The organism is Mesorhizobium sp. M0968 (assembly GCF_040319065.1).
Lineage (GTDB): Bacteria > Pseudomonadota > Alphaproteobacteria > Rhizobiales > Rhizobiaceae > Mesorhizobium.
Genome location: NZ_JAMYNL010000002.1, coordinates 423,259 through 438,847, shown reverse-complemented (window position 1 = coordinate 438,847; position 15,589 = coordinate 423,259). Strand labels below are relative to the sequence as shown.

Below are 15,589 nucleotides of genomic sequence, written 5' to 3'. Positions count from 1 at the left end.
ATCCCTTATGTGTCGCCTCCAGCAAGCAAGCGCTTCAGCATCGGCTCGATCCGCCCGAGTTCGTCGAGATGAGCGGCTGACAGATCGGCGAGACTGTCGTCGGCGCGCTGGGTCAGCCGCAGCAGCACGCGGCGGTGGTCCTCCTCGTCGTGGTCCCTCGCGACCAGCCCGGCTTCGCAAATACGGTTGACCAATTCCACTGCGCTGTGATGGCGGATGCGCAGGCGCTCCGCGAGGTCGCCAATGGTCACTGGCCCTCCGCCGGGAAACCCTTTGATTGCAAGCAGGGCCTGATGCTGGCGTGGTGTCACCAACATCGCTCGTGCCCGCCATCCTCGGTGGCACGGCCGGCGACCCATCCGCAAGTCGGCACGCCGCCAGAAAGCAGGGTCTGCAAATGAAGTCCGATCACGCCAACCCCAGCCATCTGCGCGATTTTACCACCGATGCCCGGGTGCTGCTCATTGCCGGCATAGCGGTGGTGGTTGCGACGGCGGGGTTGTTTGCCGGCATTGCCCTCTTGAAGCTGATCCGGCTTGCCACGAACATCGCCTATTTTGGCCAGTTCACGCTCGCCGACCTGAAACTGCAGGATACGCCGCTTGGCAGGCCGAAGAACGCGACCGTTCGGCTTTGCTGGGCTTCCGTATCCGGCGCAGGAAACAGGATAGCGTTGCCTGAAGGCTACAACTTGCCGCGCTTGGCCCAATCCAGCACATAGAGCCGGAGCGCCGAGGAGAGATTGGCATCCCGCGGGCGGCTCTCGTCGATTTCGGCGACAAGGGCGGCGAGCGTCAGTTTTCGCACGGCCGCGATGGCGACCAGGTCGTCGTAAAAAGGCTTTTCGAGCGAATAGCTGGTGCGGTGGCCGCGAATGGTGACCGAGCGCTTTTCCACCGGGCTCACGAGACGATCCTACTCACACTTCAAGCATCGGATTTGTCCGAATCGCCCGAATTTTCGCGGCGATGGCCGGCGACGAATTTATCGGCCTTGTCGGCGATCAGGCGGTCGCGATCCCGGCTGGGTTTGGAACGGCCATGCAGCGCCCGGTTCTGTTCGGCCAGGCGCTCCTTCTCGGCTCGCGCCTTCCGCTTGCGTGCCTGACGGAGATTGACGATCTCGGCCATGTCACGCCGCCCGTCGGGTCACTTCTTGCGGAAGGCGTCAAGCGACACCACGTCGGCGCCCTTGGCGCCGGCGTCGGCCGCGGCAGGCTTCTTTTCCGCCTCGGCGGTTTTCTTCTTCGTCTCGGGCTTTTTCTCGGCGACGATGGCCAGCGGTTCGGGAGCAGGCTTGGCCTTTGTCTCCTGTTCCGCCGGGGTATCGGTCTTGACGTCGAATTCGAGCTCGAAGTTGACGGACGGGTCGTAAAAGCCGCGTACTGCCGAGAACGGGATTTCCAGTTTCTCCGGCACGTCGGAAAACGACAGCCCGACCTCAAAGCCGGTGTCGCTCACCTTCAGGTCCCAATACTGGAACTGGATGACGATGGTCATCTGTTCGGGATAGCGCTCGCGCAGCCGCGACGACACGCGCACGCCCGGCGCGCCGGTGAGAAAGGTGATGAAGAAATGATGGTTGCCCGGGAGACCGGTGCGCGCGACTTCGGCCAGGACCTTGCGCATGACGCCGCGCAACGCCTCCTGGGCCAGAATGTCGTAGCGGATGTGGTCGTCGGCCATGTGGCTGTCGGGTTCCGTTGAATCGTCCTGATAGCTGTAATCAAGCTTGAGCGCGGCGTAAACCGGATATAGATCGCCGGCGTGCGGAAGCGAAGCCCATTGGCGACGATTTGATCGTCAAACAGCTTTGATCGTCAAGCGCTGGCGAGCGCGCCCTGTTTGCTCGCCCGGGCCATAGGCTGCCGCTTGCCGAAGGCGCGCAGGAAGGTGCGCACGCCATTTGTCGCCGATTGCACCACCTCGTCCTCGGTCGGTGTACCGCCGAGCATGAATGTCGTCTGCAACTCGGCATTGGCAAGCGCCATGAACTGGCGCGCTGCGACATCGGGATCGTCGATATCAAGGAAGCCGGCATGAGCGAGGCGGGCGAAGCGGGCGGCGATCGCCGGCCATGTCCTGCCCGGTCCTTCTTCGCGCCATTCGGCGAACAACTCGGGATAGCGCCCGCCCTCGGTCTGGATCAGCTTGCGCAGGAATTTGCCGTCGCGGTTGCAGATGCAGTTGTGGTTCATCCGCACAGCAAAGGCGATGAGGTCGGCCTCGAGATCCTTCGGCTGATCGGGAAAAGTGGAAATCGTGGCAAAGATGGCGGCATTGCAACGTTCGGTGAGGTCGCGGACGATGGCAACGAAGAGTTTCTCCTTGTCGCCGTGATGATTGTAGATGGTCTGGCGGGAGACGCCGGCCTCGGCGGCAATCATGTCGATATTGGCACCGGCAAAGCTTTCGCGGCAGAAGACCGAGGCGGCGGCATCGACAATCGACATGCGCTTGGCCTCGTGGCCTCGCGGCGGGAAAATGTCAGGAGAGACGTTGGCCTTCATGCAAAACTATATAGAGGTGGTTGACGAATTAGACAAGCCTGTCTAAATTTGTGGACTTGCACGAAGGGGGTTTCGTTCCGCAGAAGAGTCGGAACTCCACGGGATGGAACGTCCTAGGGTTACACGCCGGTCCTCGGCGGCAACCAGAATTCGAAAGAGCCTGCTATCATGAACGCCAAATTCCTCCGCATTGCGGTCGTGCTCGGCCTATTGTCCGCGATCGGCCCGTTTGCCATCGACATGTATCTTCCGGCCCTGCCTTCAATCGGAGAGGATCTGCATGCCGGCACTGCTGCGGTGCAGATGAGCCTGCTGATCTTCTTTCTTTCCATGGGCTTCGGCCAGATCGTCGTCGGACCGATCTCCGACATGGTCGGCCGCAAGCTGCCACTCTACGGCGGCCTGGCGCTGTTCATGGTCGGCGGCGTCGGCTCGGCGCTGGCTCCCTCGATCGAATGGCTGATCGCCTTCCGCTTCCTGCAAGGGCTCGGCGCCAGCGCCGGCATGGCCGTGCCGCGCGCGATCGTGCGCGATCTGCATACCGGCACCGAGGCCGCCAAGCTGATGTCGCTGCTGATGCTTGTGTTTTCGGTGTCGCCGATCCTGGCACCGCTGACCGGTAGCCAGATCATCGAGAATTTCGGCTGGCGCGCCGTGTTCTGGACGGTGACGGGCGCGGCCGTGCTCGCCACCATCCTGCTGGCGACCTCGCTCAAGGAGACACGGCCGGTCGAGGAGCGCGCCGGGTCGTCCTTCGGGACGGCACTTTCCGGCTACCGCTTCCTGATGGGCGACCGCAACTTCCTTGGCCTGACGGCTATCGCCGGCTTCGGCATTGCGAGCTTCTTCGTCTATCTGTCGAGCTCGTCCTTCATCCTGATCGACCATTATGGCCTGTCGCCTTCGGTTTACAGCGTGTTCTTCTCGATCAATGCGGTTGCCTTCATCGGCATGTCGCAGCTGACCGGGTTGCTATCGGAGCGGTTCGGGCTGCAGCGCGTGGTGCGCGTCGCGGTGACCGGCTATGCGACGACGATGGTGGTGCTGTTCGCGGTGATGGCATCGGGTGTCGACCGGCTCGACGTGATGGCGGCGCTGCTGTTCATCGGCTACGGCTTTCTCGGCCTGGTCATCCCGACGACGTCGGTGCTGGCCATGGAAGAGCATGGCGAGATCGCCGGTACCGCGTCGGCGCTGATGGGCACGCTGCACTTCGCCATCGGCGCGGTCGCCATGGGCGTCGCCGGCGTGTTTTTCGACGGCACGCCGCTGCCGATGGTGGCGGGCATCACGCTCTGCGCGGCGATCTCCTTCACACTGGCCAAAATAACGCTCGGCCGCAGCCGGGACGTCGCGGAAGCGCCGGCGGAGTAAACTTCGCTTATCGAGACAAAAAGGCCGGGCGATGTTCCCGGCCTTTTCACGTTTGCGGTCCCGGTTCAAAGCAGCCTATGCCTATATGACGGGTTCAGGACATGCAGCTTCGACATCTCAAAACCTTCGTGGCGGTCGCCACCACCTTGAACATCACACGCGCCTCCGAGCGGGTTCATCTTGCCCAATCGAGCGTGACCGAACAGATCCAGGCGCTGGAAAGCGATCTAGGCACGTCGCTGTTCGACAGATCACGGCGTGGCTTGAAGCTGACGGCGGCGGGACAACGCCTGCTGGACTATGCAAACGATCTCCTCGACCTCGCGGACGAAGCCCGTTCCGCAGTCGCCGACGCGAGCGGCACGGTTGCCGGTCGCCTGACTGTCGGCGGCCTGGAGACGCTTTGCTCGACACGCTTGCCAGCTGTGCTGGCGGAATTCCATCGGCGCCATCCCGATGTGGAACTGAACCTCAGGGCGGACGATAGCAGTGGGTTGCGTGCCGGCGTGACAAGCGGGGCGCTGGACGTATCTTTCCATTTCGGAGCCGTCCCGGCGGCGCCGCCGGAGCTGCGAAGCGAGCAAGTGGCATTAGAAGAGCTCGTCACCATAATGCCGGCAAATCACCGGTTGGCCGGATATTCTGCCATAACGCCCGACGATCTGGCCGACGAGGCCTTCCTCGTCACCCAGCCCGGTTGCGTCTATAGGCGGATGTTCGACGAAACGTTTGCCGCAACATTGCCTGACCGTCCAAAACTCGTCGGCGAGTTCGCCAGCATGGGCGCGATACGGAGCCTTGTTGAAGGCGGTCTTGGATGCGCGCTGGTCCCGCGTCTCGTGGCTTCCGCGGCTGACGCCAATATCGTCGTGCTGCCCTGGGTCGGAAGCAGCCCGGTGACGCCGGTCACCATGGTATGGCGCCACCGCCGCATTCAAGCGCCGGTGCTGCGGCTGTTCCTTGCAATGGTCCGCGAAATTTTGGCCATCGCTAGACCAGTCGCTGGCCACCATCGACATGAAGCACGGTTCCGGTGATGAAGCCGTTGTGCATGAGGGACGTGATGGCTTGGGCAATGTCGGCTGCCTGGCCGATCCGGCCGACGAGCAGACGCTTTGCCATGGCGTCCAGCGCGGCTGTCTTTCCGCTGCCGACGACGGCATCCCAAATCGGCGTGTCGACCCAGCCGGGCGAAACGACGTTGACGCGGATCGGCGCCAGTTCGACGGCAAGCGCGTAGGCGAGTGAGCCAAGTGCCCCATTAACGGCTGCCACCACCGAGCCTTTCGCCGCCGGACGATAGGCGGCGATGCCCGAGGTCAGCGTGATCGATCCCCCGGGCGTCAGACGAGGCGCGCCATGTTTGGCAAGAAGAAGCGGTCCGACGACTTTGGAATCCATCACTTTCCGCGCCACCGAGATATCCATCTCGGGAAGCAACACATAGACGCCGGTAACGTCGGCGGCGGTCGAGACGATGTGGTCGAGCGTGCCGACATCCTGGAACAGGCGCTGGACCTCGTCCTCGCTTGTGACGTCGGCTGCGATCGTCCTCAGCCTTTCCGGGTGAGGCAAGCGCTGCCGTGCGGCCGACAACCGGTCCTCGGAGCGGCCGACGATCGTAACCTCGGCGCCGGCGGCAAGCTGCTGTTCGGCAAGCGACAGCCCCATACCGGAACTGCCGCCAACGATCAGGATGCGTTCGTGTTTTGGTGTGGTTTCCTGGTTCATCTTATCTCTCCATGAGGCAGCTCGCCGGGCATGACCACACGCGGCGAGAAACTGAGGCCTTGTCCCGCAAAGGCGTGGAAGAAGGGAAACGGGAAGAAACGAATACTGCCATCGGAGGTTCCGATGATGGGAGGCCCTTGGGCTTTCGCCTCAGCCTGAGACGCCTCAGCCTGAGACGTTGACGATGCGCGATTTTCTGTGTAGCAGCGATCATCATGAAGATCGCAATGGTTCTTGCAGTGGTAGGAAAGCGCACGGGCAGGATGGTGTAACCATCCGGCGACAGCCACCCGTGCGCGACAAACAGGCTCCCGACGGGGCCTTTTTTTATGCCCGAAATTCTTCTTACGCCCGATTTCGGCGACGCCCCGTCAACCCATCCTCATCACGCTACGGGACAGAACCATGACAAGCGATAATTCCATTCAGCATACGAGCAACCGCATGACAGGAGCGGAGATCGTTCTCCGCGCACTCAAAGACAATGGTGTGGAGCATATTTTCGGCTATCCCGGCGCGGCCATATTGCCGATCTACGACGAGATATTCCAGCAGGACGACATCAAGCATATCCTCGTGCGCCACGAACAGGGCGCCGGCCATGCCGCTGAGGGTTATGCCCGGTCCACGGGCAAGGTCGGCGTGATGCTGGTCACATCAGGCCCAGGCACGACGAATGCCGTGACGCCCCTGCAGGACGCGCTGATGGATTCAGTACCGATCGTCTGTCTGTCCGGACAAGTGCCGACAACATTGATCGGCTCCGATGCCTTTCAGGAATGTGACACGATTGGCATCACGCGATCCTGCACCAAGCACAACTCTTTGGTCAAAGACGTCAATGACTTGGCGTCAGCAATCCATAGGGCGTTCCACATCGCCCGGTCGGGGCGACCGGGGCCTGTTCTCGTCGACATGCCAAAGGACGTTCTGTTTGCGTCCGGCGTGTACACGCCGCCATCAGACGTTGTCGCGCTGAAGAACTATCGACCGAAGCTGCAGGGCGATATCGGCAAGATCGGCCAGGCGATAGAATTGATGGCCAATGCCAGCCGTCCCGTTATTTATGCCGGCGGCGGCATCGTCAATTCCGGCCCGGAAGCATCGAGATTGCTGCGGGAGTTGGTTCAACTGACCGACTTTCCGATCACCTCGACGCTTATGGGCCTTGGGGCTTACCCCGCCTCCGGCAAGAACTGGCTCAAAATGGTCGGTCTGCATGGTTCCTATGAGGCGAACATGGCGATGCACGATTGCGACGTCATGATCTGTGTCGGCGCGCGCTTCGATGACCGCGTGACCTCGCGTGTGGACGCTTTTTCGCCGAACTCCAGCAAGATCCATATCGATATAGATCCGTCCTCGATCAACAAGAACGTCCACGTCGATATCGGCATACAAGGCGATGTCGGCAATGTTCTGGATGACATGGTTCGTCTATGGCGCGCATTGCCTCAGAAACCGGATGGAGGCCGCCTCCAGGACTGGTGGAGAAGGATCGTCGGCTGGCGCGCACGCAATTCATTCTCTTACGAGATGAACAAGGATGTGATCATGCCGCAATATGCGGTGCAGCGTCTCTACGCGCTGACGAAGGATCGCGACACATACATCACCACTGAAGTGGGCCAGCATCAGATGTGGGCGGCCCAATTCTACGGCTTGGAAAAGCCGAACCGCTGGATGAGTTCGGGCGGCCTCGGGACGATGGGCTACGGCCTGCCGGCGGCGCTGGGCGTGCAGATCGCACATCCGGACAGCCTCGTCATCGATATCGCCGGCGACGCATCGGTTCAGATGACCATGAAAGAGATGTCGACGGCAGTCCAGTACGACGCGCCGATCAAGGTCTTCATCCTGAACAACGGATATATGGGCATGGTTCGCCAGTGGCAGCAAATTCTCCACGGCAACCGCCTCGCGCATTCCTATTCCGAGGCTTTGCCCGATTTTGTCAAATTGGCCGAGGCGTTCGGAGCGGTCGGCCTGCGCTGCGACAAACCAGCCGACCTTGATGATGCGATCCAGGAAATGATCGATGTGGACCGGCCGGTGCTCCTTGACTGCCGTGTTGCCAAGCTCGCCAATTGTTTTCCGATGATCAGGACGGGCAGGGCGCACAATGAGATGTCACATGAGGCTGCCGACGAGACCTTTGGCAGCGCGATCGAAACGATCAGCCAGGGACTGGTATGAACGCAGCGGCGCCAGGGCGTATCAGGGCGTAAAAAGCCCAGGCCCGCAGCTGCACATATCGGGCGAGCCTGCGGCTGCGCATATCAAAAAGGGGGAGAAATGGAGGTTTCTGTTGCCAGGTACCTCCGAACCCCGCCTAGAAGTGCGAACCACTAGGGCTTGAATTGAAGCTATCGCACCGCTTACGCGGCGAGACGTGCTTCCGCATAGTTGTCGTTGGCAACTATAAGTTTAGCCCGATAACGGTGGTACAATGCCGGGCAAAAGTACGATCTTTACACCTTCGTCGATCCTATTTCGCCCCCAGCAAAAGCCGCTCCTGAGCAGCGGTTTTTGGTGGAGGCGCCGGGTACCGCCCCCGGGTCCGAACGGCTTATTTCATCGCCTGTTTATCGCCATAGTCGGTCGAGCCGACGAAGCGAATATAGGGACTGGCGGTGGAAAATGAAAGGCCGGAATGCCACTTTCGTCCGTGCCAAAGTGGATCATGAAGGGTTGACTTGCAGCCGGTCTCAACCGAAGCTTTGTGGCGGTGAGGAGACCTAGCGCATACTTGCGGCAGCGCGCCACAATCCTCATCGACCGGATCCCGTGGCGCCGACGAGGGGAAATTCGATGGCCGATTATCTCGCAGACGTAAAGAAGTATGATGCGGCGGCGGATGCCGACGCGGTCGCCAAGATCGTCAAGCATCTGGGCATCGCGCTCAGGAACCGCGATTCCTCGCTGGTGTCCTGCACCGACCCGGAGGAACTGAAGCGCGTCAGGAACAGCTGGGTCGCCGGCAAGCTCGGCGTCACCGACGGTGCCAAGGCGGATGCGGCTATCGAAAAGACCTGCAAGGCTATGGCGGCCGACAACAGCAAGAGCCGGGTGACATTCTATTACCTCGTCGCCAAGGATCTGGGCATGCTCGGCTCGCTCTGAGCAACCTCGCCGCCGGTGCTGGTGAGGCTTCTGCTGGAATCGTCTCGCTTTGCTGTGTTCGGCCGACGGTCATTCGGCTATGATGGCTGACAACCCGAATCGGACCGGAGCCGATGCGCCAGTATCTCGACCTTCTGAAGCATGTGCTGGAAAACGGCGCCGATCGCGGCGACCGCACGGGCACCGGAACGCGCTCGGTATTCGGCTATCAGATGCGCTTCGACCTGGCCCGCGGCTTTCCGGTCACCACCACCAAGAAGCTGCACCTGAAGTCGATCATCCACGAACTTTTGTGGTTCCTGGCCGGCGACACCAACATCAAATATCTCAACGATCACGGCGTCTCGATCTGGGATGAGTGGGCCGACGAGAACGGCGATCTCGGCCCGGTCTATGGCAAACAATGGCGGTCGTGGCCGGACGGCCATGGCGGCGCCATCGACCAGATTGCGAATCTTCTGAAGGAGATACGCAAAAATCCTAATTCGCGGCGGCTGATCGTTTCGGCGTGGAACCCGGCCGAGGTGGAGGCCATGGCCTTGCCGCCCTGCCACTGCCTGTTCCAGTTCTATGTATCGGAAGGCAAGCTTTCCTGCCAGCTCTACCAGCGTTCGGGCGATATCTTTCTCGGTGTGCCGTTCAACATCGCTTCCTATGCGTTGCTGACGCTTATGGTGGCGCAGGTGACCGGATTGAAACCCGGCGATTTCATCCACACGCTCGGCGACGCGCATCTTTACTCGAACCATTTCGAGCAGGCGCGCGAACAATTGCGGCGCACGCCCAAGGCGTTGCCGACGCTGTGGATCAATCCCGAGGTGAAGGATCTCTTTGCCTTCCGCTTCGAGGATTTCCGGCTCGAGAACTATTTCGCCGACGCGACGATCAAGGCACCGATCGCAGTCTAGCACCATAGCCGACCGTGCATATCGACATTGCCTACTGCGGCTACGCCCTCGGGCGTTGTCAGCATCCATCTTTATTGGCCGACGTCGACTTGACGCGCAATCCCTGGCCGCTGATTTTCATGTGAATATTTCCTTCGGCCTCGGTGCCGCTGTATCCAACGTAGATTATCGCAGGCCGGGAAAACCTCAGCTCAGAATGCCGTAGGCGGTAAAGAGCCTTTCCTTGTTATGTTCACATGGATATATCGATGGACGGCTTCGGGCGTTCCGAGACGAGGAGAGTTTCATGCTGGCGCGCAAAGGTTCGACGACGATTGCCATCGCGGGTCTCGCCGCCATCCTGATGGCCGCGGTGCCGGCGGCCCATGCCGATGACAAGGTGGTCGTGTTTGCCGCGGCGAGCCTGAAGGATGGGCTCGATGCCGTCAACAAGGCCTGCGAGGCCGATGTCGGCGAGGCGGCGACCATTTCCTACGCGGCGAGCTCGGCGCTGGCCAGGCAGATTGAAAGCGGCGCACCAGCAGACCTGTTCATCTCGGCCGATCTCGACTGGATGAAATATCTTGCCGACAGGAAGCTGACCAAGCCCGAAACCGAAGTGAAACTGCTCGGTAACCAGATCGTGCTGGTTGCGCCACGGGATTCCAAGGTTGAAACCAGGATCGAAAAGGGTTTCGATCTTGCCAAGCTCGTCGGTGACGGCAAACTTGCCATGGGCGATGTCAAAGCTGTGCCGGCAGGCAAATACGGCAAGGCAGCCCTCGAATCGCTCGGTGCCTGGTCTTCGGTCGAAGGCAAGGTGGCGCAGGCCGAGAATGTCCGCGCCGCCCTAAAGCTGGTGTCGACCGGCGAGGCAGCACTCGGCATCGTCTACGCCACGGATGCGCATGCGGAGCCTGGCGTGAAGGTGGTCGGCACTTTCCCCGCGGGTACCCATCCGCCGATCATCTATCCAGTCGCCCAGCTTGCGGATTCGAAGAGCAGGGATACCCCTGCATTCCTGAAATGCCTGCAATCCGCCAAGGCTGGCGAACTCTTCAAGGCGCAAGGTTTTACAATCCTCGCGCCGAGCAACTGACGTACGGCACCGCACATGAACTGGCTGCTGGATCTCGCTCCCGACGAATGGAATGCGGTCCAGCTGTCGATCAAGGTGGCGACCGTGGCGATGATTGCCAGCCTGCCGCCAGGCATCCTGATCGCTCTTGTGCTTGCCCGCGGCCAGTTCTGGGGCAAGACGCTGCTCAATGGTCTGGTGCATCTGCCGCTGATCGTGCCGCCGGTGGTGACCGGCTATTTGCTGCTGTTGACTTTCGGCAAGCGTGGTCCGGCCGGCGCTTTCCTGGCCGAACATTTCGGGATCGTTTTTTCCTTCCGCTGGACTGGCGGCGCGCTCGCCTGCGGCGTGATGGGCTTTCCGCTGATGGTGCGGGCCATCCGGCTGTCGATCGAGGCCGTCGACCGCAAAATCGAGGCGGCCGCCGGCACGCTCGGCGCCAATCCGCTATGGGTATTCGGCACGATCACGCTGCCGCTGATCCTGCCCGGGCTGATCGCCGGTGCGATCCTCTCCTTCGCCAAGGCGATGGGCGAATTCGGCGCGACGATCACCTTTGTCTCCAACATTCCGAACGAGACGCAGACGCTACCGTCGGCGATCTACACTTTCACGCAGGTTCCCGGCGGCGACGCCGGCGCGCTCAGGCTGACGCTGATCTCGATCGTCATCTCGATGGCGGCACTTGTTGCCTCGGAAGTGCTGGCGCGGCGTGTCGGCCGGCGGATGGACATCGAATGACGGTTCAGGTCGACATCAGCCACCGGCTTGGCGATTTCATCGTCAATGCCCGCTTCGAAAGCGCCGGGCGGCTGACTGCGCTGTTCGGGCCTTCCGGCTCCGGAAAGACGACGCTGATCAATTTGATTGCCGGGCTGATCCGCCCCGACAAAGGTCGCATCGCGGCCGAGGGCCGCGTGCTGGTTGATAACGATGCCGGTCTGTTCGTGCCGAAGCACAAACGGCGGATCGGCATGGTGTTCCAGGATGCGCGGCTGTTTCCGCATATGAGCGTGGCGAGCAATCTGCGCTATGGCCGCTGGTTCACGCCGGCTGCCGAGCGTTACGCCGATATCAATGGCGTGGTCGAACTGCTCGGGATCGGCCATTTGCTCGACCGGCGGCCGGCAAAACTCTCCGGTGGCGAGAAGCAGCGTGTGGCAATCGGCAGGGCGCTGCTTGCCAGTCCGAAATTGCTGCTGATGGACGAGCCGCTGGCTTCGCTCGATGAGCGGCGCAAGGCCGAGATCTTGCCTTATATCGAGCGGCTGCGCGACGAGACGAAAATCCCGATCGTCTATGTCAGCCACTCGATCGCCGAAGTGGCGCGGCTGGCGAGCGACGTCGTGGTGCTGATGCAAGGAAAGGTCGCCGCTTCCGGTCCGACCGGAGCGATCATGCAGCGTCTGGATCTATTGCCGGCCGAAGAGCGCGGCGAGGGCGGCGCCGTGCTGGATACCGCGGTTCTGCGCCACGACGAAGCCTTCGGCATGACGGTGCTAGGCTCATTGGCGGGCGAGATCCGGGTGCCGCTTCTGGCAACGCCAGTCGGTGCGCCGGTGCGCGTCCGCATCCGTGCCCGCGACGTGATGATCGCCACCGAGCAGCCGGTTGGCCTCAGCGCGCTCAACATATTGCCGGGCACGATCGTGGCGATAGAGCCGGGCGAAGGGCCTACCGTCGAGATCGGCCTCGACTGCAATGGCGCAACCGTGCTTGCCCGCATCACAGAACAGTCGCGGCAGACACTGGGGCTTCGGCTTGGTCGACAGGTGTTCGCCGTGGTCAAGACGGTGAGCTTCGACCGGGCGAATACCGGCGCCGGCCTGCCCGCCGAGGCGGATGAGTGAACGGCCGATGATTCGCTATATCGTTTTGGAATAGCGGTATCGCTGCAGAACCTGTAGAATAGCGTGACCGCGGAGGAGCAAATGCCGTCGCTGAGTTTGCGGATAAATCTCGATCCAGATGGCCGCATCGGACCGGGCAAGATCGAGCTTCTGGAACAGATCGCCGCCTTCGGCTCGATTTCGGCCGCGGCACGCGGCATGGAGATGTCCTACAAGCACGCCTGGGATCTGGTCGAAGACATGAACCGCGTGTTCGGCAAGCCGCTGGTTGCGGCACAGACGGGCGGCAAAAAAGGCGGTGGCGCCCAGTTGACGTCGGTCGGGCTTGCTGTGGTCAGCCGCTTCCGCGCGATCGAGCGGGCTGCGTCTTCAGCAGCGGCGGCGCATATGGAGGCGCTGCAAGCCGAGATCGACGCAGCGTGACGCCGGCGGAATTCTGCCGCGTGTGATCCCTGTTACTTCTTAGGCTCGCCCGGCTTGCGCAGCAGATAGGTGTCCATGATCCAGCCTTTTTTCCGGCGGGCCTGCTCACGGGTGCTCACGATCTTGTCGCCGACGTCGCCAATCCGGCCCGAGATGACGATCTCGTCGGGCGTCCCGAGATAGGCGCCCCAGTGGACGGTGACGTCGTTGTCGTCCAGCGTGTTGAAGGCGCATTTGCCGTCCAGCATGACGATGGTGCTGCCGGCGTTTTCGGGCAGACCTTCCTCGGCGAGCCGGCGGCCGGTGGTGATCAAAATGGCGTCGCCGATCCGGTTCAATGCCATTTTGTGGCTGGCTGCGAGTGCCTGGATGGCGGTGATGCCAGGGACGACCTCCAGCTCGAACGCTACATTGCCTCTGAGGCGCACGCGCTCAAGGATGCGCAGCGCACTGTCGTAGAGCGACGGATCGCCCCAGATCAGGAAGGCGCCGCAGCCATCTTCAGGGAGTTCGTCGCGGATCAGGCCTTCGTAGATCGCGGCGATCGCCTCGTGCCAGTCGTCGACGGTCGAGCGGTAGGAAGGCGCCGGCTCGGCGCGCACCGGCACGTCGAATTCGACACGGCGCGAGTCCGGATTAATGACGAAGCGGTCGCAGATCTGGCGGCGCAATTCGGCGAGATCGTTCTTCTTGGCGCCCTTGTCGGGAATGAACAGCACGTCGGCCCGATTGAGACCGTTAATGGCCTGGACCGTCATGTGCTCCGGATTGCCGGCGCCGATGCCGATGACGAGAAGCTTGCGCATGGGCGAACTCCTGCCCGATCGGGACCGGCGTGTCTAGACCGACACGACATGCCGGCAGGCGCCGGCGCATTTGCCGAAAGGCTTTGAAACGCCACATTGAACAGCTAGAGTCATGTTGGCATTCTCGCCGGGGGAGTTTCCATGTTCCGTTACGTCCTGACCGCAGCCTTGGCGCTCTCGGCTACGCCTGCGCTCGCCAATGATTCGGTCGCCGAACTCGGCACCGGTGGGCTGATTCTTTCGCGCAGCGATGCGGTGGCGATGGAAAGCGAGGATCTCTACATCTCGCCGGAAAAAGTGATGGTCGATTACGTCTTCCGCAACAATACCGACAAGGATGTCGATGCGATCGTCGCCTTTCCGATGCCCGACATCGAAGGCGACCCCGAAGAAATACCAGCGATTCCGGAGGCGCAGAGCGACAATTTCCTCGGCTTCGAAGTGACGATCGACGGGGAGCCGGCAAAGCCGCAGCTCGAGCAGAAGGTGTTCGCGCTCGGCATCGACATCGGCGCTGACCTGAAGGCGCAGGGCGTGCCGTTCTATCCGTTCGGCGATGCGGCCAAGGCAGCGCTGGCAAAGCTGCCGCAAGCGGTCGCCGACGACTGGGTCAACCGCGGCATCATCATCGAGGACACTGCTGACGACGGTTCGGGCATGAAGACCGTCTATACGCCGTTCTGGCAATTGCGCTCGACCTATTGGTGGCGCTCGACGTTTCCGGCCAACAAGGCGGTCCATGTCTCGCATCGCTACAAGCCGAGCGTCGGCGGCACCTCCTCGGTCAGCTTCTTCTATGACGGCCAGTTCCAGGGTCAGTATGCCGCCTACAAGACACGCTACTGCATGGACGATGCCTTCGAGAATGCCGTGCGCAAGGCAGCCAAGGACGATCCCGACGGCTACCCCAAATATTTCGAGAACCGCATCGCCTATATCCTGACCACGGGCGGCAACTGGGCGTCGGGAAACATCGGCAGTTTCAAGCTGACCGTCGACAAGGGCGATGCGAAGAACCTGGTCTCGTTTTGCGGCGAAAACGTCAGGAAGATCGGACCGACGACGTTCGAGATGAAGGCGCAGAACTTCTACCCCGAGCATGACATCGACATATTGCTGCTTGAGCCGTCGGATGGCGGAAACGGCGGCTGATGGACCTCGCGCTTTATGTCGCCATCGCCGAGAACGGCGTGATCGGGCGCGAGGGTGGGTTGCCGTGGCGGCTGTCCACCGATCTCAAGCGGTTCAAAGCCGATACGATGGGCAAGCCCATCATCATGGGCCGCAAGACCTATGAAGGCATCGGCCGCCCATTGCCGGGCAGGCTCAACATCGTGGTGACACGAGACAAGGCATGGCGCGCCGAGGGCGTCGAAGTCGCGCACTCGATCGAGGACGCGATCGCGCTGGCGACGGTGCGCGGGCGCTGCATGGCCGGCGCCGACGAGATCTGCGTCATCGGCGGCGGCGAAATCTACGCTCAGGCGCTGCCGTTGGCCGATCGGCTGCACGTGACCCATGTTCTGGCCGCGGTCGACGGCGATGCCCATTTCCCGCCGATCGATCCGGCGCTGTGGCGGATCGTCCGCTCGCAGGAGGTGGAGGCTGGCGAAAAGGACAGCCATGCGACACGCTATTCGGTTTACGAGCGGCGCCGCGACGTGCATTGAAGGCGACAAAGGGGTCGCGACAGGTCTAGATGGACCCAAAGGCGGACAGTGGCGGCAGCCGATCGCGTTGAAAGCGTGCCGTCGCATCCCTATAGAAGAATAATATTGGATTTTGCGCCGGTGAGCCGGCGCTTGAGG

Annotated in this window: 18 protein-coding genes, 1 other RNA gene and 1 pseudogene; 12 read left to right on the top strand and 8 right to left on the bottom strand. The window is 61.7% G+C overall.

Annotation, left to right across the window (positions count from 1 at the left end):
- Positions 1-5 precede the first annotated feature (5 nt).
- A pseudogene (locus NKH67_RS04955) lies at positions 6-311 on the bottom strand (MarR family winged helix-turn-helix transcriptional regulator); the annotation flags it as partial.
- Positions 312-322: 11 nt separating this feature from the next.
- Between NKH67_RS04955 and NKH67_RS34130 the strand changes: the two are divergent.
- The gene (locus NKH67_RS34130; RefSeq protein ID WP_502893718.1) at positions 323-721 is read left to right on the top strand and encodes a hypothetical protein; all 399 of its coding nucleotides are present in this window, start codon (positions 323-325) and stop codon (positions 719-721) included.
- Here NKH67_RS34130 and NKH67_RS04945 read toward each other — a convergent pair.
- From NKH67_RS04945 to NKH67_RS04930, 4 genes are all read right to left on the bottom strand, one after another.
- Entirely contained in the window at positions 685-906 is a 222-nt protein-coding gene (locus tag NKH67_RS04945; RefSeq protein ID WP_352450079.1) for a ribbon-helix-helix domain-containing protein, read from the bottom strand. The two genes, NKH67_RS34130 and NKH67_RS04945, sit on opposite strands and share 37 nt — an antisense overlap.
- A gap of 20 nt (positions 907-926) precedes the next feature.
- Positions 927-1,130, bottom strand: coding sequence for a DUF4169 family protein (locus tag NKH67_RS04940; RefSeq protein WP_352501030.1), 204 nt, complete (start codon positions 1,128-1,130; stop codon positions 927-929).
- An 18-nt stretch (positions 1,131-1,148) separates the two neighbouring features.
- The gene (locus tag NKH67_RS04935; RefSeq protein ID WP_023676707.1) at positions 1,149-1,685 is read right to left on the bottom strand and encodes an SspB family protein; all 537 of its coding nucleotides are present in this window, start codon (positions 1,683-1,685) and stop codon (positions 1,149-1,151) included.
- Positions 1,686-1,819: 134 nt separating this feature from the next.
- The gene (locus NKH67_RS04930) at positions 1,820-2,509 is read right to left on the bottom strand and encodes a TetR/AcrR family transcriptional regulator (protein WP_352501029.1); all 690 of its coding nucleotides are present in this window, start codon (positions 2,507-2,509) and stop codon (positions 1,820-1,822) included.
- Positions 2,510-2,677: 168 nt separating this feature from the next.
- Here NKH67_RS04930 and NKH67_RS04925 point away from each other — a divergent pair, with 168 nt between their 5' ends.
- On the top strand, positions 2,678-3,883 hold the full coding sequence (locus tag NKH67_RS04925; protein WP_023676705.1) for a multidrug effflux MFS transporter: 1,206 nt from the start codon (positions 2,678-2,680) through the stop codon (positions 3,881-3,883).
- A 101-nt stretch (positions 3,884-3,984) separates the two neighbouring features.
- On the top strand, positions 3,985-4,920 hold the full coding sequence (locus tag NKH67_RS04920) for a LysR family transcriptional regulator (protein WP_352501028.1): 936 nt from the start codon (positions 3,985-3,987) through the stop codon (positions 4,918-4,920).
- On the opposite strand, the gene NKH67_RS04915 is transcribed toward NKH67_RS04920, so the two are convergent.
- Positions 4,874-5,614 carry an SDR family oxidoreductase gene (locus tag NKH67_RS04915; RefSeq protein ID WP_352501027.1) on the bottom strand — a complete coding sequence of 247 codons (741 nt, stop codon included), beginning with the start codon at positions 5,612-5,614 and terminating at the stop codon, positions 4,874-4,876. The two genes, NKH67_RS04920 and NKH67_RS04915, sit on opposite strands and share 47 nt — an antisense overlap.
- Positions 5,615-6,019: 405 nt before the next feature.
- Between NKH67_RS04915 and NKH67_RS04910 the strand changes: the two genes are divergently transcribed.
- Positions 6,020-7,810 carry an acetolactate synthase 3 large subunit gene (locus NKH67_RS04910; protein ID WP_352501026.1) on the top strand — a complete coding sequence of 597 codons (1,791 nt, stop codon included), beginning with the start codon at positions 6,020-6,022 and terminating at the stop codon, positions 7,808-7,810.
- Positions 7,811-7,908: 98 nt separating this feature from the next.
- Here the strand turns inward: NKH67_RS04910 and ssrA are convergent.
- Positions 7,909-8,264, bottom strand: a transfer-messenger RNA (tmRNA) gene (gene ssrA / locus NKH67_RS04905).
- 161 nt (positions 8,265-8,425) lie between these two features.
- On the opposite strand from ssrA, the gene NKH67_RS04900 reads away from it, so the two are divergent.
- The 6 genes from NKH67_RS04900 (at position 8,426) to NKH67_RS04875 (ending at position 12,975) form a co-directional block, all read left to right on the top strand.
- Positions 8,426-8,737, top strand: coding sequence for a DUF2853 family protein (locus NKH67_RS04900; RefSeq protein WP_023676702.1), 312 nt, complete (start codon positions 8,426-8,428; stop codon positions 8,735-8,737).
- A gap of 113 nt (positions 8,738-8,850) precedes the next feature.
- Positions 8,851-9,645 carry a thymidylate synthase gene (locus NKH67_RS04895; RefSeq protein ID WP_023676701.1) on the top strand — a complete coding sequence of 265 codons (795 nt, stop codon included), beginning with the start codon at positions 8,851-8,853 and terminating at the stop codon, positions 9,643-9,645.
- A 286-nt stretch (positions 9,646-9,931) separates the two neighbouring features.
- A complete protein-coding gene (gene modA / locus NKH67_RS04890) occupies positions 9,932-10,723 on the top strand; it encodes a molybdate ABC transporter substrate-binding protein (RefSeq protein ID WP_352501025.1) in 792 nt (263 codons plus the stop codon).
- Positions 10,724-10,738: 15 nt separating this feature from the next.
- Positions 10,739-11,443, top strand: coding sequence for a molybdate ABC transporter permease subunit (gene modB, locus NKH67_RS04885; protein ID WP_352501024.1), 705 nt, complete (start codon positions 10,739-10,741; stop codon positions 11,441-11,443).
- On the top strand, positions 11,440-12,552 hold the full coding sequence (gene modC, locus NKH67_RS04880) for a molybdenum ABC transporter ATP-binding protein (protein ID WP_353030349.1): 1,113 nt from the start codon (positions 11,440-11,442) through the stop codon (positions 12,550-12,552). Before modB ends, modC begins: the two co-directional genes overlap by 4 nt.
- 81 nt (positions 12,553-12,633) lie before the next feature.
- Positions 12,634-12,975, top strand: coding sequence for a winged helix-turn-helix domain-containing protein (locus NKH67_RS04875; protein ID WP_023676697.1), 342 nt, complete (start codon positions 12,634-12,636; stop codon positions 12,973-12,975).
- Between the two features lie 32 nt (positions 12,976-13,007).
- On the opposite strand, the gene cobF is transcribed toward NKH67_RS04875, so the two are convergent.
- On the bottom strand, positions 13,008-13,781 hold the full coding sequence (gene cobF, locus NKH67_RS04870) for a precorrin-6A synthase (deacetylating) (RefSeq protein WP_352501022.1): 774 nt from the start codon (positions 13,779-13,781) through the stop codon (positions 13,008-13,010).
- A 141-nt stretch (positions 13,782-13,922) separates the two neighbouring features.
- On the opposite strand from cobF, the gene NKH67_RS04865 reads away from it, so the two are divergent.
- Both NKH67_RS04865 and NKH67_RS04860 read left to right on the top strand, forming a co-directional pair.
- Complete coding sequence (locus NKH67_RS04865) at positions 13,923-14,933, top strand: DUF4424 domain-containing protein (protein WP_352471617.1); 1,011 nt, start codon at positions 13,923-13,925, stop codon at positions 14,931-14,933.
- Positions 14,933-15,451 carry a dihydrofolate reductase gene (locus tag NKH67_RS04860; RefSeq protein ID WP_352471618.1) on the top strand — a complete coding sequence of 173 codons (519 nt, stop codon included), beginning with the start codon at positions 14,933-14,935 and terminating at the stop codon, positions 15,449-15,451. Before NKH67_RS04865 ends, NKH67_RS04860 begins: the two co-directional genes overlap by 1 nt.
- The last annotated feature ends 138 nt before the right edge of the window (positions 15,452-15,589 follow it).